Below are 25,570 nucleotides of genomic sequence, written 5' to 3' on the forward strand. Positions count from 1 at the left end.
CGCCGACCGTAAGCTCGGCAGTTGCCATGGCGATGCATGGAAAAGGATCGATCTCGATGTGCAATGCCGCGCGTTTCGTCGTTGCCGCCGCGCTGCTTGGCGCGGTCGCGCAGGCGCATGCCCAACAGGTCGACCCCGCGCCCTCCGCGGCCAGCCCGCCGCAGCAGGACATCCAGACCCTCGACGAAGTGCGCGCGCTGCCGCCGGACGTGGAGCAGCCGCTGGACCTGTATCGCTTCAAGAATCCGGTCAGTGCCCAACCCAACCGCTTCGACAAGGATTGGCGGCCACCGCCCTCGGTGGAGCAGGTCAGCCAGGGCGGCGGCTACATCGCGCTCGGCGTCTATTACGTTGCCGGCAAGGTCGCCAAGGGACTGCATACGCTCACTGGCGCGCCGGACCAGGTCCAGGCGGCGGTCGCCCGCCCGCCGCCGTTGAGCGATGCGCAGATCCGCCGCGCCGCGGAGCTCTGCGACGCGCAGAACGCGGACTGCGCTGGGCAGCAGTGAGCGTGTCCCAACTGATGCAGCCAGCTGTCCCAGCCGCTCGCCGGGTGGGGTCGCTCATCCCGTAGAAGATGCGCTGCTGCACTTCGGTATTCGACCAGGCCCGCGCGCGTTGCGCTCACCTGGCATCGAGAAGCCTGCCCCGCGTTCTGCGCCGCTTGCGCAAAACGCGGGCAGGCGCTTGCCGCTTACAGCGAGCAGCGCAGGCGGCGGCCGCGATGGACGAAGGTGTCGGTGCGCGCGTCGTAGCTGCGGTAGCGCTGCTGGCAGGTGCGCACGTGGCGATACCAATCGTCGTGCCGCGCGCGGTGCGCGGGCGGGTTGCCTGGACGCGGGCCCCACTTGGGATCCCAGCGGCCATAGCGCTTGTCGTCCGGGCGGTCGTCCCTGCGGTGGTCGTCGCGGTGGTCGCCGGGCCGATCGTCATGGCGGTTGTCGTGCCGCGCTTCGTCGCGGCGATCCGTGCCCAGTTGGCCCGGCCGCGGCGGGTCGTCGTGGCGCCTGCCGTCGTCGTGACGGTCCTGGGGCGGGACCTGGTCCGCGCCTGCAACGGCAGGAAGGCCGGCGGCCAGGGCGCAAGCGATCACAACTCCAAGCATCTTGTTCATTCGATTCTCCATGGGCGGGTAACGCACTGCGTGCGATCCGGCGCTGACGCTACGCGCACCGGTACGGTGACGCCGTGATGCCGTCCGTCCGTGCAGGCGGCCGGCCGCCTGGCGAACCCGGGCGACCAGCGAATGGAGCGTGGTTGGCGGGTAGCCAGGGTCGAATGGCGGCCGGGATGCCGGATGGAGTTGCCGCCGAAAGGCAGTCGCCGGCCAGGTGTCAGCGGGCGAGGATGGCCTGGGCCAGTTGCAGGTCGCTGGCCTGGCGCGCGCCCGGGTCGCGTTCGCGCAGCGCGCGCAGCGCCGATTCCAGTTGCGCGCCGCGGATGCGGCCGTCGCTGGCGACGAAGCTCGCGGCATCGTCGCGCGCCTGCAACACCACTTTGTCGTCGCCGGAACTGCTGCTGCCGGCCGAGGACGCGCCGGCAGAGCTGCCGGCGAAGCTGGAGGCCTGGGCCAGCATCGGCAGGGACAGGCTCGCCAGCAAAGCGCCGGCCAAGGTGATCTTGTTCATGGATATCGCTCCAGGGTGGGTGCAGCGTGTTGCCGGCGCTCGGCGCCGGACGTTCCGACATCGCCGCAGCGGATGGCCGCAGCGACCATATCATCGCGTCGAATGGCGCTGCGTGCTGCAGCGAACCGGTGCGCGCCGCACTGCCGGCGCTGGCCCGCGCTGCCGATGCTGCGGTGGCGTCGCTCGCGTGCGCGGACGCATGCGCCCGCTACCAACGCCGGCACGTTCAATCGCGCCGACCGCAGCGGACCGAGCGACTGCGCGACAGCATCGCGGCGATCGTGTGCAGGCGCCGGCTCATCCAGCCGGTTGCCGGGCGCGCACGCGCCGAAGGGATCTCCGGAAGGTCGAACAGCGCCTGCTCGCCCGGACGCAATGCGGGCGAAGAAGCGGAAGGAGTGGGATGGTGCGGCTTCATGGGGGAGGCCTGGCGGGAGGTGGCAAAAAGCACTGGGGGGAACGAATGGCCGACACGATGCAGCATTGTTGCTACGCGGTAGCGACGGGTCAGCGCTGCCGTCGTTGCCTGCTCGGAAGGCTATTCCAAATAGCTTGTATAAAAACCAAACTGTACGGTTCTATTATTTGGCGACTGTCTGTTGTTGTCAACACGAAATCCAGCAAGCAGTTCAGCTCGCGGTGTGGCGTTCGGCGACATCGCTGCGGCCATTGGGCGGCACCTGCAGTTGCCGGTGGGCTCGGTGCCGGCCGAGGCAGCGCCGGCGCAGTTCGGCTGGATGTCGCGCTTCGCCAGCCAGGACGTCCCCACCTCCAGCGCATGGACGCGAGCCTACCTGTCCGGGCCTGCTGCAAGACATGGACAGCGCCGGCTATTTCGCCGGTTGAGCCGACCGCGGGTGATGTTTACCCGCGTTGCCGACCTCAGCCGCAGGCCCAGTCGAACTGCATGTCCTTGAAGTCCAGTTGCGCGTTGCCGCCGCCGAAGTTGTAGCCGCCGAAGTCCTCTTCGAACCCGATGTAGTAAGGGCTGAATTCCGGCACGTTCTGCACCGGGCGCATGGTGCCGCCGAGGTGGTTGGCGGCGTGGCCGACGGACCAGTCGTGTTCGCGGTAGTTCTCGGTCGCGATCTCGCCGTCCAGCCAGTAGTGGAAGGGTTGATAGTCGCCATTGCCGGGCGTATCGCCGAAGTATTCCCGCGGCGGCCTGCCGGCGTTGGGATCGTTGGCGCGCGCGCTTAGCTCGAACGGGCGATGGACGATGTGCGGGTCGCGCGCTTCCGGCAGCGGTATCTCCCGCCGCTCCCACGCAGCGAAGCCAGCTGCCGCCCCGGCGCCTAGCCACTGCGGCACGGCCAACACGTGCTGCAGCGGACTATCCACCAGCGCCGGCGGTGGGCACGGCGGGCCATCGGCTTCGTCCTGGCTCAACAGGATCACCGCGTAGGCGCAACCCAGGATGTCGCGCATCCGCCACAGCCTCGGATGCGCCTGCCGCGCGCGTTCCCAGAAGGGCCGCAGTGCCGCGTCGTCCGGCGGCAGCGGGCTTGGCGCATCGATCACGTCCCCCATGCCATCCGGTCCGCCGATCGGGCCGCCGTCGTTGTGATCCAGCGACGTGGCGAAGAACGACAGCGCCACCACGTCGGGACCATGCACGCGATAGTCCTCCGGCAGCCGCAGAGTGAAGCCGTGCAGCATCGGATAGCCGCTGTGCGGATCCAGCGGCCACTGCGCCGGGCGAATCCCGGGCGGCAGGCCGAAGCACCAGCCGTCGCTATGGCGTGATGGTGGGCCGTCGTGCCAGTCGCCCAGGGCGATGTCGTACGCGTGCATATGTCGTCTTCGGTTCGCGGAGCGATGAGATTCGCCGCCGTCGCGTGGAGGATGACAGGGCACTTGCAGGAGCGGCTTCAGCCGCGACAAGAAAGCGCGGTGACGTCACCGGGCATCGGATTCCCGTCGGGGCTTAAGCCCCTCCAGGATTGGGCAAATCGCGAGCCTTGTAGGCGTCACTTCGCCGCGACGGTCCACTTGCCACGCGTGGGCCAGTTCAGCGGGCTGCGCCGAGATATTTCTCCAGTTCGTCGGCGCGCGCGCAGATCCGCCACAGCGCCGCTTCGGCGCGCTGCAGGCTCTCGGCCTGGCTGCCGCCGTAAAGCGAATTGTCCAGATCGCGGGCCTGGGCATTGGATTGCTCCCAGGCGTATTGCGCCTCCATCAGCCGTGCGCGTGCGCTGCCATCGAGTTCGTAGCGCAGCCGGTCATAGACCCGGGCCAGGCGGTCATCCTGCAAGGTCTGCTCGCGCTCGATGCAGCGCTCCTGATCGACCCCGCCACGCGCTTGCTTGCGGCAACTCAGGTAGGTGGCCGACAAGCCCTTGGGTGCACCCGAGTTTTGCGGCTGCTGCTGCTGTTGCAGCTGCTGAATCTGTTGCAGTTGCTGCTGCATCAGCTGTTGCTGCTGCTGCTGCATTTGCACCTGCTGCTGTTGCTGTTGCTGGTCCTGCGCTGCGGCGTCGACGCTGGCGACCGCGGTCAGCAGTACGACCCACAACAGCCAGCGGCGCTTGTGTTCCCTGGTTTCCATGCGTCCTTCCCCTTGTATCGTTTCCATGTGCGAGGACAGCTTTGCAAGTCTGCGGTTAATGTTTCGCAAAGAATACGGTGCGTACAGCGATCCTGGCGATGCCGACCCACAATACGATGCCCGGAACCCTGAAATGGTATGGCCCCCCAAGAGATGGGGAGCACGGATCGCACCGCATGCCGGGGCTATACTCGCGCCGCTTCTTCGTCTCGCGACCTCGATCTGCTTAGGACCACGGATCGGTTCGCGCGCTCTCACTGGACGCGTCCCTGGAGTGCTATGACTTCCAAGCTCTTGCCACTCGTGCTGGCCACCGCGCTGCTGGCCGCTTGCCAGCCCGAACAAGGCTCCGCGGCGCCATCTGCGGCGGCAGCGCCCGCCATCGCCGACCCGATGCCCGCAACGCCGGCAAGTGCAGCGGTGGCGCCGGTGTCGGACGATGCCACGCCTGACCGGGCATCCTCGCTGCGCGCGGCGCTGACGGTCCTTGCGGCCACTCAGCCGCCGTCCTGGGCGCAGGTGAAGGCGATTTCTGGCCTGGGCGCACTGGTGCCGGCAGATGGGGTGCGAATCTACCCGGTGGCTGTTCGCGGCAAGACCACCCTGGCCGGATTCGGCGAAGCGCCGCTGCCGGACGGCAAGGTGGGAGCGGATGCCGGAACGCGCACGGGCAACGAAGGCGAGGCCAGCGTGACCTTCGCTGGCGATGCGGCGACGGCGCTGCTATTGGTGGTGCGCAAGTTCTATCCGAGCACGGACTACGCCAAGGTCTTGCGCGCGCAATTGCGCGCCGGCGACCGGGTGGTGCGCCGCGATGGTGTCTGCGACGACAGCATCCCTTCGCCTGCGCCGGCCGCCATGGAGTATTGGGTCGCGCTGAAGGATGCCGAGCGGCCGCTGGCGGTCACCGCTTCGACGGTGGACGGCGGCAAGAACGGGCCGGGCTATACCGATTTCGAATTCAGGCGCGGCGGCGCCAATGTCACGCTGGCGCAGTGCGATCGCTGAAGTGCTCGCTCTGCGTCAGTTGATCCCGGATTGTGGGATTCATCCAACGGCGGCCTGGGGCCGGTCTTTGCAAGGAGCAGCGAGATGGACGACAAGCGCAGCGAAAATTCGGTCGCGACCGCACGTGCGTGGACGCAAGGCAACATCGCCGGCCTCGACGACAGCATGACCCGGCGGTTGGTGGCATCGACCGTCTACACCGAGAGCAACGGCGGCGATCTGGCGATCACCAATGACCAGGGCTACGTGGGCCGCTATCAGGCCGGTGCCGGGTGGCTGGCCGATGCCGGCCTGGTCGATCAGGACCGCTATCGGCAGGCGCTGAAGGATTCCGGCTATACGCGCGAGTGGGACTGGGCCGTGTCCGGCGGCATGACCCGGTTTCTGAACAACCCGGAAAACTGGAACAACGGCCTGAGCCTCGAGCAGTACAAGGCCTCGGCCGATGTGCAGGACGGCGCCTTCAAGACCATCAGCGATGCGGCCTACCAGCAGGCCATGCGCACCGGCGTGCTGCACGAGGGCGATACGCCCGAACATATCGCCGGCATCTTGAAGGCGCGGCATATCTCCGGCGCCGGCGGCGCGGCGCAGGTGGTGCAGGGCAGTTCGGTCGCCGACTCCAACGGCACCAGCAACGCCGACTACTACAACGATATCGCCATCAACCAGGATCGCCTGGATGCCGGCATGGGACTGGACCCGGCGCGCGAGCGCAGTGTGCTGATCCGCGGCGCATTGCAGGATGGGCAACTGGCGCCCGGCGAAAAGGGCGAGGGCGTGCGCCAGCTGCAGGAAGCACTGGCGGCACAGGGCTATGCGGTGGGGACGCCGGACGGCAAGTTCGGTCCGAACACCGAGCGCTGCGTGCGCGAGTATCAACAGGCTCACGGCATGCCGGTTACCGCGACGGCCGATGCCGCGATGCTGGCGGCGCTCGGCGTGGGCCAGCATATCCGGCAGATGCCCGATGGCGCATTGCGCGACGGCCGGCTGGAGCACGGCGAGAAAGGCGATGCGGTGCGCGCCTTGCAGCAGGCGCTGCGCGACAACGGCGAGCAGGTCGGAGTCGATGGCGATTTCGGATCCGGCACGCAACGCGCGCTCAAGCATTACCAGGAAGGCGCGGGCTTGGCGCCGACCGGTGTGGCCGACCGGGAGACCCTGCAAGCGCTGGAGCTGGGTGCCTTGTTGCAGCAGATTCCGCAGTCGCCCTCCGCCACGGCGACGCCGTCCGCACCAGTCGTGGCCGCGCCGCAACCGTCGGCGCCACTGCCCGGTACCGACGCGACCGCGGTGGCGCCGGTCAGCATGGCCGATCCCGGGCATCCGGATCACCCGATGTACGCCGACGTGGTCGGCAAGTTGGAGGCGCTCGGTGATCGTGCCGCGTTTCAGGGGCGCGAAGCGCTGGAGCGCGCTGCCGGCCAGATCGTGGTCGAGGCCAAGGTCAGCGGCTTGCACAAGGTGGACCACGTGGTGGCGAGCAACAACGGTGGTTTCATCGCCGTGGAAGGCGGATTGCACGATCCTGCGCATCGCCGTGTCTATGTCGATCAGGCGCAGGCCGTGAGCCAGTCGGTCGAGCAGAGTTCGCGCCAGCTGGAAACGTTGAACGCCGACGTGCAGCGCTTGCAGGCACAGGAGCCGGCGCAAAATCAAGCGCGCGGCATGCCGATGTGACCGGTGCCGGCGTTGCCTGCGCAGGGATGTGCAGACCGCCAGCTTGCCCGCCGCACGGGGTTTGCCCGGTCCAGTCGATCAGGCGAAGGTAACGCCCGAGCTGATCGGCCACAGAATATTCGGTGCTGGCCGCGCGCGAACACCTAAGATAGCGCGCTCGTTAGCGTTCAAGCCGATGCGCGCCCCCTCTTCTCACTTGCCTCGCCATGACCCCGACACGCCTGCTGGTCCGCACCCTGTTCGCCCTCGCGCTGCTGTTCGCGGTCACCGCCCATGCCAACGACAGCAGCTTCGGCGATGCCAACGGCACCATCCAGCTGATCCAGCAGCCGGATATCCGCATGAGCAAGGAGGCCTTGTTCATCAGCGAGGACCTGGTGCGGGTGGACTACGTGTTCACCAACACCAGTGCGCGCGACCTGGTGGTGCCGATCGCGTTTCCGATGCCGCCGATGTACTTCGGCATGGCCGACCACAGCAAACTGACCGAGTTCAAGCTGTGGGTGGACGGCAAGCCGGTGCGTACCGAGCGCAAGCTGGTGGCGCAGCTGGAGAATGGGACCGATGTGTCGCGGCAGTGGGCGGCCAGCGGCTGGAGCAGCGACGACCTGGCCAGCTACACCGAATCCGGCGAGACGCCGAAGGGCCGCAAGCCGCTGCCCAAGAGCTGGTTCGACCCGGATGGGCAGCCGCTTTTCACGCTCAGCGAGTATTTCACCTGGGAGCAGCCCTTTGCCGCGGGCAAGGCGGTGTCGATCCGCCACAGCTATGCGCCGAGCCTGGCGAGCGGCGTACCGCAGCCGGCCAGCGAGTTGATCCGCGACTACGCCAAGGACACCTGCATGGATGCCGGCGCGCAGCAGAGCGCGCGCCGCCGCGAGGGCGAGCAAGGCCTGCAATGGAGCAACCTGCGCTACATCCTGTTGACCGGCAACAACTGGAAGGGGCCGATCCAGGACTTCCACCTGACCCTGAAGAAGCGCGCGCCGAGCGACATGCTCAGCCTGTGCTTCGACGGCGCGCTGAAGCGCACCGATCCGCTGACCTTCGAATTCGAGCAGAAGGAGTTCGTGCCGAAGCAGGATCTGAACGTGCTGTTCCTGCACTAGTTGGCTGACGCTGCGCGCGGGCCGAAGCCGACGTCCCGCTGAACGCGAGCCGGACTGCGCCGGCAACCATCGCCGCTTGCGGTAGCGGATACGCAGGGCAATCGGGCAGCATGCGCCAGCGCCGACGGTCGAGGCCGTCGGCGACCCTTTTCGCCGGTGCATGCCCATGCTCGATCCTGTCGCTGCTCGTTCCGATTCCGTCGCGCTGGTGGCCGCGCGCATCGATCGCCTGCCGGCCACGGCGACGCTGTGGCGCCTGGTCGCGCTGCTGGCGCTGGGCGGCTTCTTCGAACTGTACGACCTGTTCCAGACCGCCTACATCAGCCCGGGCCTGCTGCGCGACGGCATCTTCGCCACCGGCGCGGCCGGCGCGTTCGGAATCGCCGACCAGGCGGCGTTCGCGTCGGCCACCTTCCTGGGCCTGTTCCTCGGCGCCAGCCTGCTCAGTCCGTTCGCCGACCGTTTCGGGCGGCGTCCGGTGTTCACCTTCGCGCTGCTCTGGTACACCGCCGCGACCGTGGCTATGGGCCTGCAGAGCACGGCGTTGGGGGTGATCGGGTGGCGCTTCGTGGTCGGCATCGGCCTGGGCATCGAGCTGGTCACCATCGATACCTATCTGTCCGAGCTGATGCCCAGGCACATGCGCGGGGCGGCCTTCGCGTTCGCGTTCTTCGTGCAGTTCCTGGCGGTGCCGGCGGTGGCGGTGAGTGCGTGGGCGCTGGTGCCGCATGCGCCGTTCGGGGTCAGCGGCTGGCGCTGGGTGGTGCTGCTCAGCGGCACGTTCGCGGTGGCGATCTGGTGGCTGCGCCGGAGCCTGCCCGAATCGGCGCGCTGGCTGGCCGCGCAGGGCCGGCATGCCGAAGCCGACGCCGTGCTGCGCCAGCTCGAGGCAGGTTGCACGGCGGACCTGGGCCGCGCACTGGACGCGCCACAGCCCGAACCGCAGCTCGCCACCACCGCGGCGACGCAGGGGCGTTTCGCCGCACTGTGGAAAGTGCCTTACCGGCGCCGCGTGGCGATGCTGGTGGCGTTCCATGTGTTCCAGGCGATCGGCTTCTTCGGCTTCGGCAACTGGTTGCCGGCGCTGTTGTCGGCGCAAGGCGCGGACAGCGTGCACGGGCTGGGCTATGCGTTCGCGATCTCGCTGGCCTATCCGCTGGCGCCGCTGCTGTTGCTGCGTTTCGCCCAGCGCTGGGAGAACAAGTGGCAGGTGGTGTGGTCGGCGCTCGGCGCGGTGCTGTTCGGCGCGCTGTTCGCCTGGCAGACCCAACCGCTGGCGATCATCGCCTGCGGCGCGGCGATCACGTTCTGCAACGCCTGGATGAGCTTCGCCTACCACGGTTACCAGGCCGAACTGTTCCCGACCGCATTGCGCGCCCGCGCGGTGGGCTTCTGCTATTCCTTCAGCCGCCTGTCCACCGCCGGCAGCAGCCTGCTGATCGGGCTGTTGCTGGAGCGCGCCGGCAACCGCGGCGTGCTGGCCTTCATCGTCGCCAGCCTGCTGGCGGTGGCCGGGATCATCGGCTTCTTCGGCCCGCGCACCCGCAACCGCACGCTGGAGCAGATCGCAGGCTAGGGCGTGTCACCGATTCCGGAGTAGGTCGCGTTGGGTCTGTCAGGTCGCCAGCCGGTGCTGCGTGGCGCAGCGCCTGACTGGCGGTCAGGTCAAGCCGCGCGGCGCCGGCTGGCGGCCTGACAGGCCCAACCCGCAGGGCCGCTCTTGTGCGCCCTCGGCGCACGTCATCGCCTGGGTGGAACCACGCACAAGAGTGGCGCGATCTGCTCGGGGATTGATGACGCGCCCTAGGGCGCCGTGTTCCCGGTCTCGTCATCTGCTCTCGACAGCATCGCGGCGGCGGCCGGTGCATGCTGTGCGTTCCCACGCCACGACTCCTGGCCATGACCTCCAATCTCCCCGTTCCCGCCATGGATGCCGCCGACCACCGCGATCTGGCCCAGGCGCACGCGCTGCTCGAACATCCCGGCCTGGCGGCGAAGATCGCCAATACGGTCGGCGCGCCGATCGAGGATCTGCTCAGCAAGCGCCTGCCGAAGGCGCTGTCCTCGCGGATCGACGCGATCAGCCATCGCGCGCTGCGCATCGCCTTGCGCTCGGCGCTGCTGACCCTGCGTACCCAGGCACCGGGTGCGGCGCGGCCGCGCCTGCATGGTGTGGCGGTGGCCGCCACCGGTGCCGCCGGCGGTTTCTTCGGCCTGCCCGGGTTGCTGGTGGAATTGCCGCTGACCACCACGCTGATGCTGCGTTCGATCGCCGACATCGCCCGCGCCGAGGGCGAGCGGTTGGACGATCCGGCGACCACCCTGGCCTGCCTGGAAGTGCTGGCGCACGGCGGCCGCAGCGCGCGCGACGACGGCAGCGAATCGGGCTACTTCGCGGTGCGCACGGCGATGGCGCAGCAACTCAGCGCCGCCGCGCAGTACATCGCCGCGCACGGCATCGGCAGCAAGGGCGCGCCGGCGCTGGTGTCGCTGATGTCGCGGATCGCGGCGAAGTTCTCGATCACGGTCAGCGAGAAGCTGGCCGCGCAGGCGGTGCCGCTGGTCGGCGCGGCCAGCGGCGCGCTGCTCAACACGGTGTTCATGGCCCACTTCCAGGCCATGGCGCGTGGCCACTTCATCGTGCGTCGGCTGGAGCGGCGCTACGGCGAGGCCGCGGTGCGGCAGGCCTACGAGGCGTTGCCGGCGTCGGCATAAGCCAGGGCGACGTGCTTCCTGGTATGGATTGACGACGACCTGAGCGTTGTACGTTTTCCTGCCTGAAGACGGCGGGCGCGCGTTGGCATTGCGCGCAGCGTCGCCTGCGTTCGGCGGGATCGCGCAAAGCCACGCGCGTTCGCCGCCGGTATCCTTTGCGCTCGATCGCCGCCTGGGAGGGCAAGCACGTGACGCGATACCTGCGGAAGACGACACCGGCGCTGTTTGTGCTGCTCGCGAGCCTGGCGGCTCCGGTAGCGATCGCCGCCGAGGTTGCGGCGCACGACGGCATCCGCCACATGCCCGCATTCGACCTTCCGCTGTCGCCGTTCCTCAGCCCGCAAGCGCAGGCGGCGGCGCGCGACGGCATGGCCCATGGCGATCCGTTGGCGAAGATGGACAACGCCACGCTGGCGCGCGAACTGCCGCGCATCCGCGCCGAGACCGAGGCCTGGGCGAAAGGCGTGGTGGAGCCGCTGCGCGAGCGCTATGGCGTGAAAATCACCACGGCGACCTGGAACGGCGTGCCGGTGACGCTGGTGCAGCCGCGCGCTGCGTCGCCGGCGCAGCGCCAGCGGCTGCTGATCGAACTGCACGGCGGTTCCTTCGTGATGGGCAGCGCCGCCTCGTTCGGCATGATGGAGGCGATTCCGGTGGCGGCGATGACCGGCGTCACCGTGGTCAGCGTCGACTACCGGATGGGGCCGGAACACAGGTTCCCCGCGGCCAGCGAGGATGTGGCCACGGTGTACCGCGAAGCGCTCAAACGCTACGCACCGCAGCACATCGGCCTGTTCGGTTGCTCGGCCGGCGGCGTGCTGACCGGCGAGTCGCTGGCCTGGTTCGCCAAGGAGAAGCTGCCGATGCCGGCCGCGGCGGGCATGTTCTGCGCCGGCGGCGATGCGCGTTACCGCGGCGATTCGCGCTATGTGGTGGCGGCAGTGAACGATGCGCCGCTGCCCGATGCGCAGGGCGCGCTGCCGATCATGGAGGACCTGTACTACGGCCCTGACGTGGATTTCCACGATCCGCTGGTGTCGCCGGTGTTTTCCGATGCGGTGCTGGCGCAGTTTCCGCCGCTGCTGTTCATCACCGGCACGCGTGCGGCCGAGCTGAGCAATGTCGCCTACACCCATTCGCGGCTGGTCGATCTGGGCCGCGAAGCGGATCTGCACGTCTGGGACGGCATGGGCCATGCGTTCCATCTCAATGATGCGCTGCCCGAGAGCCAGCAGGCCCTGCGGGTGATCGCTCGCTTCTTCCGCAAGCATCTGGCATTGCCGCCCGCGCCTGCAGCAACGCCCTGACAGCGGGATTGCGTCTGGCGACGCGGCGACCGCCGCCATTCATGGAGACTGGCCGCCGCTGTGCCGGAGTGGCACAGTGGCGCCTGGCGCCGAGCACGCCGGCGTCACCACGCTGCGCTCGGCGCCGCCGCTTTCGTTTCCACGCAGGTCCTTGCCATGAAAACCCGTTCCAGATCCGAGACCGACGACGACCAGCCGCGCCTGGCGGTGCTGATCGATGCCGACAACGCGCAACCGTCGGTGATCGAAGGCTTGCTGGCCGAAGTGGCCAAGTACGGCGTGGCCAGCGTCAAGCGCATCTACGGCGACTTCACCAGCACGCGCATGACCCAGTGGAAGCAGGCGCTGCTGAAGCACTCGATCAGCCCGGTGCAGCAGTTCGCCTACACCAGCGGCAAGAACGCCACCGACAGCTCGCTGATCATCGACGCGATGGACCTGCTGTACACCGGCCGTTTCGACGGCTTCTGCCTGGTCTCCAGCGACAGCGATTTCACCCGCCTGGCGCAGCGCCTGCGCGAGGAGGGGCCGACCGTGTACGGCTTCGGCGAGCGCAAGACCCCGGACGCGTTCGTGCAGGCCTGCGACAAGTTCATCTACACCGAAGTGCTGCGCAGCGAGGCGGCCAGCCCCGAACCGTCCAAGCCGGCAGCGGCGGTCGCCAAACCGGCGCGCAAGGGCCGCAAGACGCCACAAGGTGCGCAGGCTGCGCAGACGGCCAAGCCCGAGGCGACGGCCGTGGCCGCAACCACGGCGGCGCCCGCTGCGCCGGCCGATGCGAAGGCCGCGCCGCTGTCGGCACCGCTGAAACTGCTGCGCCAGGCGATCGAGGAAGCCTCCGACGACCAGGGCTGGGCCGGACTCGGCAGCGTCGGCAGCTATCTCAACAAGGTGCGCCCGGATTTCGATCCGCGCCTGTACGGGCACAAGAAACTCAGCGACCTGCTGCGCAGGCTGTCGGCGCAGTTCGAACTCGAGGAGCGCGGCAACGAAGGCGGCAGCAAGCGCATCTTCGTGCGTTCGCGCAGTTGACCGCGACCCGCCTGCGCGCGGCCGTGGCACGCGCGCAGGCCACACCCAGGCGATGAGCGATGAACGATAGACCCTACGCCCCCTCCTGCGACCGCAATGGCGACCCGATCCTGCAGGTGCTGCAGCGGCATTTCGCCGATCGCCGCCATGTGCTGGAGATCGGCAGCGGCACCGGCCAGCATGCGGTGCATTTCGCCGCCGCCTTGCCGCAGCTGACCTGGCAATGCAGCGAGCGCGCCGAGCACTTGCCCGGCATCGCGCAATGGCTGGATGCGGCGGCATTGCCGAACACGCCGCCGGCCTTGGCCCTGGACGTGCAGCAGGGGCCATGGCCGAGCGCCGGCTACGACGCGGTATTCACCGCCAACACGCTGCACATCATGGGCTGGCCCGCGGTGCAGGCGTTCTTCGCCGGCGTCGGCACGCTGTTGGCCGACCGCGATGACGGCACGCTGGCGGTGTACGGGCCGTTCAATTACGGCGGCACCTTCAGCAGCGACAGCAACCGCGAGTTCGACGCCTGGCTGAAGGCGCGCGACGCCGCCAGCGGGATCCGCGACTTCGAGGCGGTCGCCGCGCTGGCGCAGGCGCAGGGCCTGGTGCTGCAGGAGGATGCGGCGATGCCGGCGAACAATCGCTGCCTGGTGTGGCGGTGCGGCTGAGTCCGCATTATCTCGTAGCGGCGCGTCGGGTCCTGCCGCGGCGCGGCGCCTGCGCAGCGGGCACGGCGGTTCCCCGGTATAGTCGCGCTGCGATTTCAGGGACGCTGCCGTCCCCTCCCGTTCGAGCGCGCAGGCCAGGTCGTCGTGCGCGGCGCGGGCCATGGACGCCTACCGGGACTTGTTCGATGTCGATGCTCATTGCCGCGCGCAGCGCCCTGGTACTGGAGACCAACAACCTGCGTGGCGGGGACGCGGCGGCGGTGCGCGCCGAGGCTAGCCTGCAGCGGGTCATGCGCGCGCTGGCCGCGCAGAGCGTGCCGCTGCATGCGCTGGCGCAACTGATCGTGACCCACGATGGCTTGAGCGAAGCGGCCTGCGCGGCGCTGGTGGCGATCGCCGGGCGCCCGATCGGGTTCGTTCGCATCGACGCGGCGATCGGTTACTACGACGCCAAGAACGCCGGCTTCGCCGCCACCGATCCGCAGCGCTGCGATTATGTGGTGTTCGCCGACGCCGACTGCTTGCCGGATCGCGAATGGCTGGCCGCACTGCTGCAGCCGTTCGCGCAAGCACCCGCGCCGGCGGCGGTGGCCGGGCGCACCAGCTACCGTGCCGACGTGCTCGGCACCGCGCTGACCACGCTGGACTTCATGTACTTCCCCAGTCCGTTGCAGGCGCAGGCGACGCGGAACTTCTATGCCAACAACGTGGCGTTCCGGCGCGAGGTATTCGCCCAGCACGGCTACCAGCCGCTGGACGGCGTGTACCGCGCGCACTGCCAGGTGCTGGGGCTGCGCCTGCAGGCGGCCGGGGTGGCGGTGCACTACGCGGCGCAGGCGCACACCGTGCACCGGTTGCCCGATACCCGTCGCGAGGCGCTGCAGCTGCGCTGGTGGCGCGGCCAGGACACCTTGGGCCTGACGCCGCACCTGGTGCGCGCCTACCTGCCCGGTGCGCTGCAGTGGCTCGGCCGCAGTGGCCCGCTCGGCCCGCTGTGCGTGCTCGCCTCGCGCCTGTGGTTCAGCGTGGCCGCGTTGAACCGGCAGGGCCTGCCGCCGCTGCGCGGCCTGCGTTGGTGCGCTGCGCTGCTGCTGATCGCCGGCTTCTCCGCGGTGGACATGGCCGGCGCGCTGGCGCGCGGGCTGGGCTGGCGCCGTGGCGGCCAGGCCGACGCGCAGGCACTGTCCTATCACCGCGCGTGAGCGGCAGCCGGTGACGGCGCTGCCCGAGGGCGAGGGAGCCACCATCGCCACCCTGCGCGACCTGGAGCCGCCGCCGCTGCACGGCCCGCTGCGCTGGCAGGCTTGGCTGGTCGATCGGATCAAGCGTGCCGCGTTGCGGCAACTGCATGCCAGCGTCGCCGGCGAACGCCTGCTGCTGCGCATGTACCTGATCGGCGAGGAAGCCACCGAACTGGCGTTGCAGCGCGAAGTGCCGGTGCAGCGGCCGGCCTGGCTGGTGCCGCTGATGGACCGGCACCTGCAGGAGGAGCAGTGGCATGCGCAGGCGTTCGCCGCCGCGCTGGCCGCGCGCGGCGATCTGCAGCCCACGCGCCGGCCCGATCGCCTGAGCCGGCGCAAGATCGCGCAGTGGCATCGCCTGGCCGAACGCCATGCCGGCGCCTTCGCGCAGGGGCTGCTGGTGCCGGCGTTCGCGATCGGGCTGTGCGCCGAGCAGATGGCGTCGCGGGTGCTGCAACGGCATTGCGCGACCTTGCCCGCCGAGCATCCGCTGCAACCCTTGCTGAGTCGGGTGCTGGGCGACGAACAGCGGCACGTGCGGCAGTGCCGGCAGATCCTGCAGCGGTTGGTGAGCGCGCAGGAGCAGCCGGCATTGAGTGCGTTGCTGGCGCAGGTGCGGCGGATCGACCGTGCCTTCGGCGTCAGCGGCGCCCTGGGCATGTACCTGGCCGGGCTGGTGTTGCGCGTGCGCGGCACAGTGTGGCGCTGAGCGCGCCGCGGCTGTTGTACCTGGCCACCGCCGATGCACGCGGGCACCTGATGCGTGCGCAATTGCTGACCCACGCGCTGCGCGCGCAGGGGGCGCATGTCGATGTGCTGACCACCTCCGAAGCGGGCGTGCAGTTCCTGCGCCGCTTCGGCATCGAGGCCACGTTGCTGTCGCCGCGCTATGCCGTGCAGTTCGATGCGCGGCAGAACATGCGCGCGGCCGCGACCGATGCCAATGTCGCCGCCTACCTGCTGCACCCGGCACGGATGCTGCGCGACATCCTGCGGCTGCGACGTCGCCTGCGCGGCGTCGACCTGATCCTCAACGATTCGTTCCATCCGGCCTTGCTGGTGATGGGGATGTTGCCGGGCTGGCGGCGCAAGATCGTGCATGTCTATGGCGCCAGCCTGCGCGCGGCGCTGCAGGGGAATTTCGACGGGCGCCTGCCGCGGCCGGTGGCGACGCTGTTCGCGCGGCTGATCGGTTGGCAGATCGACGCGGCGGTGGGGCAACTGGAGCACGATTTCGCGCAACCGCGGCTGCAGGCGTGCGGCCGCCGGTTCCGTCTGCCTACCCCGGTCGCGCTGGCCACGCCCGCGGTGCCAGGCGCGGCACCGCAGACGCCGACTGCCGCGGTTTATCTGAATCCGCACTTCCGCGATCCGGCCTTGGCGCAGGCGCTGGAGCAGGGCCTGCAGCGCGCCGGCTTGCACAGCCACCGGGTTGGCGAAGGCTATGCCGATCGCGCTGGCTGGGTGGGCGAGGATCCGCAGTGGATCGCCTGCGCCGCCGACAGCATGCTGCTGGTCTCGGCGCCGGGCATGGCTGCGCTGTCGGTAGCGCAGGTGTATCGGCGGCCGATCCTGCTGCTGCTCACCGAGCAGCCCGAACAGCGGCGCAATGCGCGCCGCGCTGCGGCCTGCGGGCTGCCGCACCGGACCGTGGTGTGGCGCGGCGATGGCGAAGCGTTCGCGCAGGCTGTGGCAGCGGCCTGCCGTGCGCTGCAGGCAGATCCGCCGCCGCCCGCGCCGGAACCGGCTCCGCTCGATGCGCCCGCGCGGCTGCAGCTATGGGTGCAACTGATCCTGGCGCTGGCGCGTGGGCAATGCGTGTCGAGCGCCGATGCTGCCGTTCCCGCACCCGCACCCGCTCCCGTACCGGTGCGGCAGGAGCAGGGCACATGATCGCAGCCTTGCCTCCGGCATTGCGCCGGCTGAGTCCGTGGCGCAGCGCGCTGGCCTTGGCTTTGGACTGGGCAATGATCGCGCTGTGCTTCGCCGCGGCGATCCGCTATCCGCACCCGCTGGTGTATCTGCTGGCGGCGCTGCTGGTGGCGCGCACCCAGTTGGCGCTGGCGGTGATGATGCATGAGGGCGCGCACGGCCTGCTGGCGCGGCGGCAGACGCACAACGACCTGCTGGCGCAACTGTGCGCGGCCGGGCCGTTGTTCCTGTCGCTGTTCGCCTATCGCCAGGGCCATCTGCAACACCATCGCGCGCCGATGGCCGACGACGATCCGGTGGCGATCGTGTTCGGTATCGCCGATTACCCGGTCTCGCGGCGCCAGTTGGCGGCGCGCTTGCTGCGCGATGTCACCGGCATCGGCTACGTGCTCGCCGTGCGCGATGCGCTGCGGCGGCGTCGCGCGCGTGCCGCCGAGTCCGGCGCGCCGGCGCCGGCCGGCCATCTGCCGTTTGTGCTGGGTTCGATCCTGGTCAGCAACGGCGCGCTGCTGGGGACGCTCGCCGCGCTCGGCCACGCAGGGCTGTACTTGGGCCTGTGGCTACTGCCGGCGCTGACCTTCCTGCAACTGTTCGCGCGCATTCGCGCCATCGCCGAACATGCCGGCTATCCCGCGTGCGCCGATCAGCGCCGCAACGCCCGCAGCATCGTCCGCCGCAGCTGGCAGACGTTCTTCTGCGGGCCGCACGCCATTCACTATCACATCGAACACCACCAGCACGTGCGCGTGCCGTTCTACCGACTGCCGGACGTGCATCGCTGGATGCGCGCGCACGGGCAGTTGCCTGCAGCCAATCTGTATCGCGGCTACGGCGCGGTGCTGCGCGAAGTCAGCCGCGGCCCAGCGGCATGATTTGTGCGACGCGCAGCGTGTGGCGCGCGCATACGACGCGTTGCATACGGTGCAGCGTGCCGATGCGCTCGCCGCAAGCGCCGCCTACAGCGGTTGCGCCGTGCACAACGCACGCATGCTGGCCGAACCCACGGTCTGTCGGTTTACATCGGTAACCAGCACATTGGCGGTAATGTAGCCGCTGGTCCTGGGACAGTAGAAGCTGCAATAGGCCTGGTTGGCGCAGCTCGCCGGATAGATCACGTTCAGCCCGTTGGAGTTGAACGACCAGGCATAGCCGTAGGCGCCGGCTGGCGTCACGTCGGCATAGCAGAGATCGCTGCCGGTGCAGTCGAGGGTGACGCTCTGGGCGCGTGCCGATGGCGCGATGCCCAGAGATGCGGCAGCGACGAACAGCAACGCGGCGAGTGTCGAAACGGCCTTGTTCATATGTATGTCCTGGCTGATGTTCCCCTGCGTCCGCGATGCTGCCAGATCGCCTGGGCGAAGACGCGATGTCCATCACCGTCCATGAAACGCAGCAGATAGACACGTCGCGACGTGGCGCATCTGGGATTGATTTCTCGGCGCATCGGTACGGCGATGGTTGCGCCTGCCGGGCGGCAGCGGGCAATGGATGCACCGCAGCATGGCGTTACCGCGCCGTCGCTCTGCCGAGGCGACGTTGCGGGCACGTGAGGACAGGGGGCGTGCAGCCTCATCGCGCGCTCACCCCGGTGGCACGGGGGATTAACCGGACGTTCGCCACTGTGCGACCACCACGGGCCGATGCAGATGGCCGGTGATTCCATCAACTGCGGAGCGTTCCCAATGAGCAGCAACAACGAAGCACGCGATCTGAATCGCGATCCCATCTCCGGCACGCCGGGCTCGCATCCGGTCGGCGTCGGCATCGGTGGCACCGCGGGTGGCGTTGCCGCCGGTGCGCTGGCCGGTACGGTGTTCGGACCGCTCGGCACGCTGATCGGCGCCGCGGTCGGCGTGGTCGCCGGCGCCGCCGCGGGCAAGGGTGTGGCCGAGCGCATCGACCCGACCGGCGAAGCCGAATACTGGCGCGAGGAATACCGCAACCGCGACTACGTGAAGTCCGACTACGACTACGAGCGCGATTATGCGGCCGCCTACGGCCTTGGCCTGCAGGCGCGCGAGCAGTATCCGACCCGCAGCTGGGAAGAGAACGAAACCGAGTTGTCGCGCGACTGGGGCACGCGCCGCGGTGAATCGCGCCTGGAGTGGGAGGACGCGCGCCTGGCGGCACGCGATTCCTGGCAGCGCGCCGACACCACCTATCGCACCTACGAAGACAGCGACCGCTACTACGCCGAGCGCTTCGACAGGGTGGACTACCGCGATCCCGATGCCGGCTATGACGACTACCGCCCGGCCTACCGCTACGGCATCCAGGCGCGCAGCCGCTACCAGGACCGCGACTGGGACGACCGCCTGGAATCGGATCTGGAAAGCGGCTGGGAACGCGCCAAGGACCGTTCGCGGCTGACCTGGGCGCAGGCCAAGGCGGCGGTGCGCGAGGCCTTCCATTCGGATCGCTACGGTTCGGGCCGCGGCACGCCCACTGACCCGCGGGTTTGATAGCGCAGTGAGGTGAGCATTGCAATCGCGCGGGCGTAGTCGCAATCGCACCCGCTGCGATCAACGCGCTTCGCTCTGTCCTCTAGAACGCTGCCGGCATGATGCCGGCAGCGTTTTTTATGGCAAACCGGATGGTTGGCTGCTGCACTGTAGGAGCGGCTTCAGCCGCGACCGCGTTTGTCCGATCGGCGACGTTGTTGACTAGCCGACACATCAAAGGTCGCAGTTGAAACCGCTCCTACAAGAGCGTGCGGCACAGTGCAGGAAGAGCTTCGGCCCCGGCCGCCGCTGCTGCATCGCGCGCGAGGCCAGAATTCAAGCCGCCTGCACGATATGCAGCGCCTTCGGATTGCGCCAGGTCGCCAGCAGCCGCGCCTCGCGCTGCTTGGCTTCGTGCAGGTGCGCTTCCTTGACGTGGCCGTAGCCGCGGATGTGTTCCGGCACGCTGGCGATCTCCACCGCCAGCGACAGATTGTCCGCCGCCAGCCGTTCCAGCAGCTCGCCCACGGTGCGTTCGTAGTCGGCGATCAGCTGCCGTTCGCCGCGGCGTTCGGCGCTGTAGCCGAACACGTCGAACGCGCCGCCGCGCAGCACGCGCAGCCTGGCCAGCCACTTGAACGCGGTGAACATCCACGGCCCGAACTCGCGCTTCAGCGCGCGGCCTTGCGCGTCCTTCTTGGCCCACAGCGGCGGCGCCAGGTGGAAGCGCAGCGAATAGGCACCGTCGAATTGCTGCTGCAGCTGGCGCTGGAAATCGCCGCTGGTGTACAGCCGCGCCACTTCGTATTCGTCCTTGTAGGCCATCAGCTTGAACGCGTAGCGCGCCACCGCCTCGGTCAAGGCGGTGGAACCGGCGGCGATGCGCTGCTCGGCCTCGCGCACGCGTTCCACCAGCGCGGCGTAGCGTGCGGCGTAGGCGGTGTCCTGGTAATCGACCAGGAACGCGCGACGGCGCGCGACCAGTTCATGCAGCGAGCGCGACAGGCGCGTGTCGTCCAGCGGCGCGTGACCGGTGTCGGCGGCATCGCCGGCGGCGGGCAGTTCCCGTGCCTGGCGTGCGTTGTGCGGATTGCGCGGCGCGGCGCTGGCGCCGCCCTCGTGGCCTTCCCACTCGCCGGGCGGCAGCTGCTGCAGCCGTTGCGCGGCGGGTTCGGCCCCGGCGGCGACGCTGCCGGGCATGCCCGCGGCCTGCTGCACCGCGGCCAGGTCCAGCGCCGCCAGGCGGCCCCAGGCGAAGGCCTGCTGGTTCATCGCCACGGCGGCACCGTTGAGTTCGATCGCGCGCATCAGCGCGTCGTGCGACAACGGCACCAGTCCTTGTTGCCACGCGTAGCCGAGCATGAACAGGTTGCTGGCGATGGCGTCGCCGAGCAGCGCGGTGGCCAGTTGCGTGGCGTCGAGCAGCAGGGGTTCGCGCCCGCCCAAGGCCAGGCGCACGCCGGCGACGATGTCGGCGGCGGGGAACTGCATGTCCGGGTGCGTGGTGAAGGTGCCGGGCATCGCTTCGTAGGTGTTGAGCACCACCTGCGAGCGGTCGCCGCGCACCTTGGACAGCGCCCAGTAGTCGTTGACCACGACCATGTCGCAGCCCAGCACCAGGTCCGCCTCGCCGGCGGCGATGCGCACCGCGTGCAGGTCCTCGGGCTGGCGCGCCAGGCGGATATGGGTGGTGACCGCGCCGCCCTTCTGCGCCAGTCCGGTCTGGTCGAGCACGCTGGCGCCCTTGCCTTCCAGGTGTCCGGCCATGCCCAGCAGCGCGCCGATGGTGACCACGCCGGTGCCGCCGACGCCGGTGATCAGGATGTTCCAGGGCTGCGCCAGGTCGCTGCGGAACACCGGCGGCGGCAGGTCCTGCAGCAGCGTGGCCGCGTCGGCCTTGCGGCCCTTGCGCAGCGCGCCGCCATGCACGGTGACGAAGCTGGGGCAGAAGCCGGAGACGCAGGAGTAGTCCTTGTTGCAGCCGGACTGGTCGATCTGGCGCTTGCGCCCGAATTCAGTTTCCTTCGGCAGCACCGACACGCAGAAGCTCTTCTCGCCGCAATCGCCGCAGCCTTCGCAGACCAGCGAATTGACCAGCACGCGCTTGGCCGGATCGGGCAGCTTGCTGCGCTTGCGCCGGCGCCGCTTCTCGGTGGCGCAGGTCTGGTCGTAGATCAGGATGCTGGTGCCCTTGACCTCGCGCAGGCGCTTTTGCACCGCGTCCAGCTCGCCGCGGTCGTGGAACTCGACGTCGCTGGGGAACTGCTCGCGGCGCCGCGTCCACTTGCCGATGTCGTCGCTGACCAGGGCGATGGTGTGCACGCCTTCGGAACGCATCTGCCGGGCGATGTCGGGCACGCTCAAGGTGCCGTCCACCGGCTGCCCGCCGGTCATCGCCACCGCGTCGTTGTAGAGGATCTTGTAGGTGATGTTGACGCCGGCGGCGATCGATTGGCGGATCGCCAGCGAGCCGCTGTGGAAATAGGTGCCGTCGCCCAGGTTCTGGAACACGTGCGGGGTGTCGGTGAACGGCGCCTGCCCGGCCCAGGTGACGCCTTCGCCGCCCATGTGGGTGAAGGTGTCGGTGGAGCGGTCCATCCACGTCACCATGTAGTGGCAGCCGATCCCGCCGAGCGCGCGCGAACCCTCCGGCACCACGGTGGAGGTGTTGTGCGGGCAGCCGGAGCAGTAGTGCGGCACGCGCGGGAAATTGGCGCGCGGTAGGGCCATCTCCGCTTCCTTGGCCTCCATCCAGCGCAGCCGCTGCTCGATCGACTCGGTGTTGAAGAACCGCTGGATGCGCTTGCCGATCACCGCGGCGATCGTCGCCGGGGTCAGCTCGCCGGTGGACGGCAGGATCCACTCGCCGGCCTCGTCGTACTTGCCGACGATGCTCGGGCGCGGCCCTGCGCTGGCCGGCCAGTTGTAGAACTGCTCCTTCATCTGCCGCTCGATGAAGGCCTTCTTCTCCTCCACCACCACGATGTCGTCCAGGCCCTGCGCGAACGCGGCGATGCCGATCGGCTCCAGCGGCCAGGTCATGCCGACCTTGTATACGCGGATGCCGATGTCGCGGCAGGCGCGTTCGTCCAGGCCCAGGTATTCCAGCGCCTGCAGCACGTCCAGGTAGCTCTTGCCGGTGGTGACGATGCCCAGCCGCGCGTGCGGCGAATCCATCACCGTGCGGTCCACGCCGTTGGCGCGGGCGAAGGCCTGCGCGGCGCGCACCGCGTAGCGGTGCAGGCGCATCTCCTGGTCCAGCGGCGGATCCGGCCAGCGGATGTTGAGCCCGCCCGGCGGCAATGCGAAATCCTCCGGCAGCACGATCTGCCGCGCGAACGGATCCACCTCCACCGAGGCCGAGGATTCCACCGTCTCGGCGATGGTCTTGAAGCCGATCCAGCGCCCGGTGTAGCGGCTCATCGCCCAGCCGAGCAGGCCCATGTCGAGGATGTCCTGCACCCCGGCCGGATTGAGCACCGGCATCATCGCGCTGACGAATTCCTCTTCCGAGCCGTGCGGCAGGGTCGAACTGCGGCAGGCGTGGTCGTCGGCGGCCAGCGCCAGCACGCCCCCGTGGCGCGAGGTGCCGGCGGCGTTGGCATGCTTGAACACGTCGCCGCAGCGGTCCACGCCCGGGCCTTTGCCGTACCACATCGCGTACACGCCATCCACGCGCGCGCCGGGGAACAGGTTGGTCTGCTGCGTGCCCCACACCATGGTCGCGCCCAGGTCCTCGTTGAGGCCGGGCTGGAATTTCACGTTGGCCGCGTCCAGGTGCTTGCGCGCGCGCCACAGCTCCAGGTCGAAGCCGCCCAGCGGGCTGCCACGGTAGCCACTGACGAAGCCGCCGGTGTTCAGTCCGGCGGCGCGGTCGCGCAACTGCTGCATCAACGGCAGGCGCACCAGCGCCTGCACGCCGGACAGATAGATGCGGCCGTCGGTGCGGGTGTACTTGTGCTCCAGGGTGTAGCCGGCGTCGACGCCGGCGGCGGCCGGCACGGCGAGGGAGGACGGCGGACGCGGATCGGCGATGCGGTTCATGGCTTGCCTGGAGATGGAAGGCTGGCGCGCGCGCGGCGCAGGCCGGGCACGATCCCCCGATTGTATCAGCGGCATTTTGTGCGCCCGCCCCTCGCCCCCGGCGGCGGACGCGGTTAGGATGCGGATGGGGGAGGGGACCACCTCCAAGGGGTTGTCAGCAGTGAATGCACATAAATACGCACTGGCCGCGATGCTGGCCTGGGTGGGCATGGCCGCGGTCGATGCGCACGCGCAGGCCTTGCCGGCGCCGAAGGAGTTCTATTTCGACCAGGACCGCAGCACCACGCGGCCGGTGGCGGCGATCGCCGGCAGCGGCGAGGCGCTGGTCGATCGTCTCGCCAGCACCGTGCAGCGCGATCCGAACGCGGTCGAGGCGCGCGCGCAGCTGGCGGCGATCGCCATGGCCGGCGGGCGCCGCGAACTGGGCGAAGAGCTGTACCAGACAGCGCTGCGTGCGCTGAGCGCCGGTGCGCAGCGCCGCCAGATCGAGTGGAACTACGGCTGGGACCTGTTGCGCGCCGGCGACCCGGCGCGCGCACTGGCGCAGTGGAGCGGCCTGGTCAACGGCCGTCCGGCGGCGCCGGACTGGGTGCCGCCGACGCTGGCGCTGGTGCTGTGGCGGCTGGACCGCAAGGACGAGGCGGTGAAGTGGTACGCCGCTGCGGTGCGTACCTGGCCGGACCAGTGGGGCGCCGGCGCCGATTTCGCCAAGCTGCTGCCGGCCTGGCGCGACGACGAACGCGCCACCCTGGCCGACGTGCAGGCCTCCTGGCAGGCCAAGCCGCCCACCTGGCCCTGAGCTGCGCTTGTCTTCGCGCTGTGGCCTGAGTCGCCGCCGCCGCAACAGCTAGCGATGGCGCGGCTGGGCCCTTCAGGAGGGGTTTCGGCCCAGACGCTGTACGCGGTCGTCAGGTGCATCGCTCCGTTCGTCGCGGCTGAAGCCGCTCCTACAGGGGCTTGCGTCAAGCCGGTCGGGTGCACTGTGGGAGGGGCTTCAGCCCCGACGTATGAACGCTGCAAGCACCCGCGCCACCGCGCAGCGTTCCGCCGCATGGTGCATATCCGAAACCGAAGGGGGCATCGCTCCGTTGTCGCGGCTGAAGCCGCTCCTACAGGGGCTTGCGTCAAGCCGGCCGGGTGCACACTGTGGGAGGGGCTTCAGCCCCGACGCGGGAACCGTGCGTGCACCAGCGCCGCCACGCCGCGCGCTGCGCTGCATGTGATCGACCGGCTTGCCTGCATGCGCATGCGATGATGCCGGCGGACCCGCCACATTCCCGTTGTACCGATGGCTTTCGACGCGTTCGCCCTGATCCTGGCCATGTTGGCGCTCGGCATGCTGTTCGCGCGCCTGCGCGTGTTGCCGGCCAACACCACCGAAGTGCTCAACGGCGTGGTGCTGTACCTGTGCCTGCCTGCCTCGGTGCTGATCTACGTGCCGCGCCTGCAGTTGAACCTGTCCCTGCTCGGACTGATGCTGACCCCATGGCTGCTGGCCGGCGTCACCGTGCTGGCGGTGCTGGCGCTGCGCCGGCCGCTGCGCCTGCGCCGCGAGGAGCACGCCGCGTTGCTGCTGTGCGTGGGCCTGAGCAATTCCAGCTTCATCGGCTATCCGATGGTGCGCGCGCTGCTTGGCGAGACGGCGCTGCCGTATGCGGTGGTCTACGACCAGTTCGGCACCTTCGTGCTGCTGTCCAGCTTCGGCCTGTACGTGCTGGCCCGCTACGGCGGCGAGACCCCGCCGTCGCTGCGGCAGACGCTGCTGCGCATGGCCCGCTTCCCGCCGCTGTGGGCGCTGGCGTTCGCGCTGACCCTGATGCCGGCGCAGCCGCCGGCCTGGATCGCCTCGGGCCTTCAGCATCTGGCCGATGCGATGCTGCCGCTGGTGATGCTGGCGGTGGGTTTCTCGATCCAGTTGCGGCTGCCGCGCGAGGAGCTCAAGCCGCTCGCCGCCGGCCTGCTGCTGAAGTTGCTGCTGTTGCCCGCCCTGGCCTGGCCGCTGTCGTGGGCGCTGGGCCTGCGCGGACAGGCATTGCAGGCCAACGTGCTCGAATCGGCGATGCCGACGATGATCACCGCTGCGGCGCTGGCGATTTCGCACCGGCTGGCGCCGCGGCTGGCGGCGGCCTTGGTCGGTTACGGCATCCTGCTGTCGCTGGCCACGCTGCCGGCATGGGCATGGCTGCTGGGGGCGCTGGGCTGACGCTTTCCGTTTCGCGC

General features: G+C 69.4%; 23 protein-coding genes. 17 read left to right on the top strand and 6 right to left on the bottom strand.

Features of this window, described 5'->3' with window-relative positions; genetic code table 11:
- Positions 1-56 precede the first annotated feature (56 nt).
- Complete coding sequence (locus HEP75_RS01065; protein WP_185825124.1) at positions 57-509, top strand: hypothetical protein; 453 nt, start codon at positions 57-59, stop codon at positions 507-509.
- Positions 510-694: 185 nt separating this feature from the next.
- Here the strand turns inward: HEP75_RS01065 and HEP75_RS01070 are convergent, their stop codons facing one another.
- Both HEP75_RS01070 and HEP75_RS01075 read right to left on the bottom strand, forming a co-directional pair.
- Entirely contained in the window at positions 695-1,114 is a 420-nt protein-coding gene (locus HEP75_RS01070) for a BA14K family protein (RefSeq protein WP_185825125.1), read from the bottom strand.
- Between the two features lie 220 nt (positions 1,115-1,334).
- Positions 1,335-1,628: a DUF2388 domain-containing protein gene (locus tag HEP75_RS01075; RefSeq protein WP_185821794.1), complete on the bottom strand. Its 294-nt coding sequence runs from the start codon at positions 1,626-1,628 to the stop codon at positions 1,335-1,337.
- 26 nt (positions 1,629-1,654) lie between these two features.
- Between HEP75_RS01075 and HEP75_RS01080 the strand changes: the two genes are divergently transcribed.
- Positions 1,655-2,128, top strand: a complete 474-nt coding sequence (locus HEP75_RS01080) for a hypothetical protein (RefSeq protein ID WP_185825126.1) — start codon at positions 1,655-1,657, stop codon at positions 2,126-2,128.
- Positions 2,129-2,510: 382 nt separating this feature from the next.
- On the opposite strand, the gene HEP75_RS01085 is transcribed toward HEP75_RS01080, so the two are convergent.
- Together HEP75_RS01085 and HEP75_RS22195 are read right to left on the bottom strand one after the other, a co-directional pair.
- Entirely contained in the window at positions 2,511-3,422 is a 912-nt protein-coding gene (locus tag HEP75_RS01085; RefSeq protein ID WP_185825127.1) for a hypothetical protein, read from the bottom strand.
- A gap of 217 nt (positions 3,423-3,639) precedes the next feature.
- On the bottom strand, positions 3,640-4,062 hold the full coding sequence (locus tag HEP75_RS22195) for a lysozyme inhibitor LprI family protein (RefSeq protein ID WP_255423956.1): 423 nt from the start codon (positions 4,060-4,062) through the stop codon (positions 3,640-3,642).
- Between the two features lie 393 nt (positions 4,063-4,455).
- Here HEP75_RS22195 and HEP75_RS01095 point away from each other — a divergent pair, with 393 nt between their 5' ends.
- From HEP75_RS01095 to HEP75_RS01150, 12 genes are all read left to right on the top strand, one after another.
- Complete coding sequence (locus tag HEP75_RS01095; RefSeq protein ID WP_185825128.1) at positions 4,456-5,184, top strand: hypothetical protein; 729 nt, start codon at positions 4,456-4,458, stop codon at positions 5,182-5,184.
- Between the two features lie 84 nt (positions 5,185-5,268).
- Positions 5,269-6,867 carry a peptidoglycan-binding protein gene (locus tag HEP75_RS01100; protein ID WP_185825129.1) on the top strand — a complete coding sequence of 533 codons (1,599 nt, stop codon included), beginning with the start codon at positions 5,269-5,271 and terminating at the stop codon, positions 6,865-6,867.
- A 206-nt stretch (positions 6,868-7,073) separates the two neighbouring features.
- Positions 7,074-7,976, top strand: coding sequence for a DUF4424 family protein (locus tag HEP75_RS01105; RefSeq protein WP_185825130.1), 903 nt, complete (start codon positions 7,074-7,076; stop codon positions 7,974-7,976).
- A gap of 166 nt (positions 7,977-8,142) precedes the next feature.
- Positions 8,143-9,552 carry an MFS transporter gene (locus tag HEP75_RS01110; protein ID WP_185821798.1) on the top strand — a complete coding sequence of 470 codons (1,410 nt, stop codon included), beginning with the start codon at positions 8,143-8,145 and terminating at the stop codon, positions 9,550-9,552.
- A gap of 323 nt (positions 9,553-9,875) precedes the next feature.
- Positions 9,876-10,691, top strand: coding sequence for an EcsC family protein (locus HEP75_RS01115; protein ID WP_255423624.1), 816 nt, complete (start codon positions 9,876-9,878; stop codon positions 10,689-10,691).
- Between the two features lie 227 nt (positions 10,692-10,918).
- The gene (locus tag HEP75_RS01120; RefSeq protein ID WP_255424060.1) at positions 10,919-11,998 is read left to right on the top strand and encodes an alpha/beta hydrolase; all 1,080 of its coding nucleotides are present in this window, start codon (positions 10,919-10,921) and stop codon (positions 11,996-11,998) included.
- Positions 11,999-12,154: 156 nt separating this feature from the next.
- A complete protein-coding gene (locus HEP75_RS01125) occupies positions 12,155-13,030 on the top strand; it encodes an NYN domain-containing protein (RefSeq protein ID WP_185814815.1) in 876 nt (291 codons plus the stop codon).
- Positions 13,031-13,089: 59 nt separating this feature from the next.
- Positions 13,090-13,692 (top strand): DUF938 domain-containing protein, encoded by a 603-nt coding sequence (locus HEP75_RS01130; protein WP_185825132.1) that lies wholly within the window; start codon positions 13,090-13,092, stop codon positions 13,690-13,692.
- Between the two features lie 185 nt (positions 13,693-13,877).
- Positions 13,878-14,894, top strand: coding sequence for a glycosyltransferase family A protein (locus HEP75_RS01135; protein ID WP_185825133.1), 1,017 nt, complete (start codon positions 13,878-13,880; stop codon positions 14,892-14,894).
- Between the two features lie 10 nt (positions 14,895-14,904).
- On the top strand, positions 14,905-15,642 hold the full coding sequence (locus tag HEP75_RS01140) for a hypothetical protein (protein ID WP_185825134.1): 738 nt from the start codon (positions 14,905-14,907) through the stop codon (positions 15,640-15,642).
- Positions 15,633-16,826 (top strand): hypothetical protein, encoded by a 1,194-nt coding sequence (locus HEP75_RS01145; RefSeq protein WP_255423957.1) that lies wholly within the window; start codon positions 15,633-15,635, stop codon positions 16,824-16,826. The genes HEP75_RS01140 and HEP75_RS01145 overlap by 10 nt, the downstream gene beginning before the upstream one ends.
- Positions 16,823-17,737, top strand: a complete 915-nt coding sequence (locus HEP75_RS01150) for a fatty acid desaturase family protein (protein WP_185825135.1) — start codon at positions 16,823-16,825, stop codon at positions 17,735-17,737. Before HEP75_RS01145 ends, HEP75_RS01150 begins: the two co-directional genes overlap by 4 nt.
- Before the next feature lie 84 nt (positions 17,738-17,821).
- Here HEP75_RS01150 and HEP75_RS01155 read toward each other — a convergent pair whose 3' ends face one another.
- Entirely contained in the window at positions 17,822-18,166 is a 345-nt protein-coding gene (locus tag HEP75_RS01155) for a hypothetical protein (RefSeq protein WP_185825136.1), read from the bottom strand.
- A gap of 381 nt (positions 18,167-18,547) precedes the next feature.
- On the opposite strand from HEP75_RS01155, the gene HEP75_RS01160 reads away from it, so the two are divergent.
- A complete protein-coding gene (locus HEP75_RS01160) occupies positions 18,548-19,327 on the top strand; it encodes a hypothetical protein (protein ID WP_185825137.1) in 780 nt (259 codons plus the stop codon).
- Between the two features lie 315 nt (positions 19,328-19,642).
- Here the strand turns inward: HEP75_RS01160 and HEP75_RS01165 are convergent, their stop codons facing one another.
- The gene (locus HEP75_RS01165) at positions 19,643-23,350 is read right to left on the bottom strand and encodes an indolepyruvate ferredoxin oxidoreductase family protein (protein WP_185825138.1); all 3,708 of its coding nucleotides are present in this window, start codon (positions 23,348-23,350) and stop codon (positions 19,643-19,645) included.
- Positions 23,351-23,540: 190 nt separating this feature from the next.
- Here HEP75_RS01165 and HEP75_RS01170 point away from each other — a divergent pair, with 190 nt between their 5' ends.
- Together HEP75_RS01170 and HEP75_RS01175 are read left to right on the top strand one after the other, a co-directional pair.
- Complete coding sequence (locus tag HEP75_RS01170) at positions 23,541-24,149, top strand: tetratricopeptide repeat protein (RefSeq protein ID WP_185826455.1); 609 nt, start codon at positions 23,541-23,543, stop codon at positions 24,147-24,149.
- Between the two features lie 489 nt (positions 24,150-24,638).
- A complete protein-coding gene (locus HEP75_RS01175; RefSeq protein WP_185825139.1) occupies positions 24,639-25,553 on the top strand; it encodes an AEC family transporter in 915 nt (304 codons plus the stop codon).
- Positions 25,554-25,570: the final 17 nt, after the last annotated feature.

This window comes from Xanthomonas sp. SI (assembly GCF_014236855.1).
In the GTDB taxonomy this organism is placed as follows: domain Bacteria; phylum Pseudomonadota; class Gammaproteobacteria; order Xanthomonadales; family Xanthomonadaceae; genus Xanthomonas_A.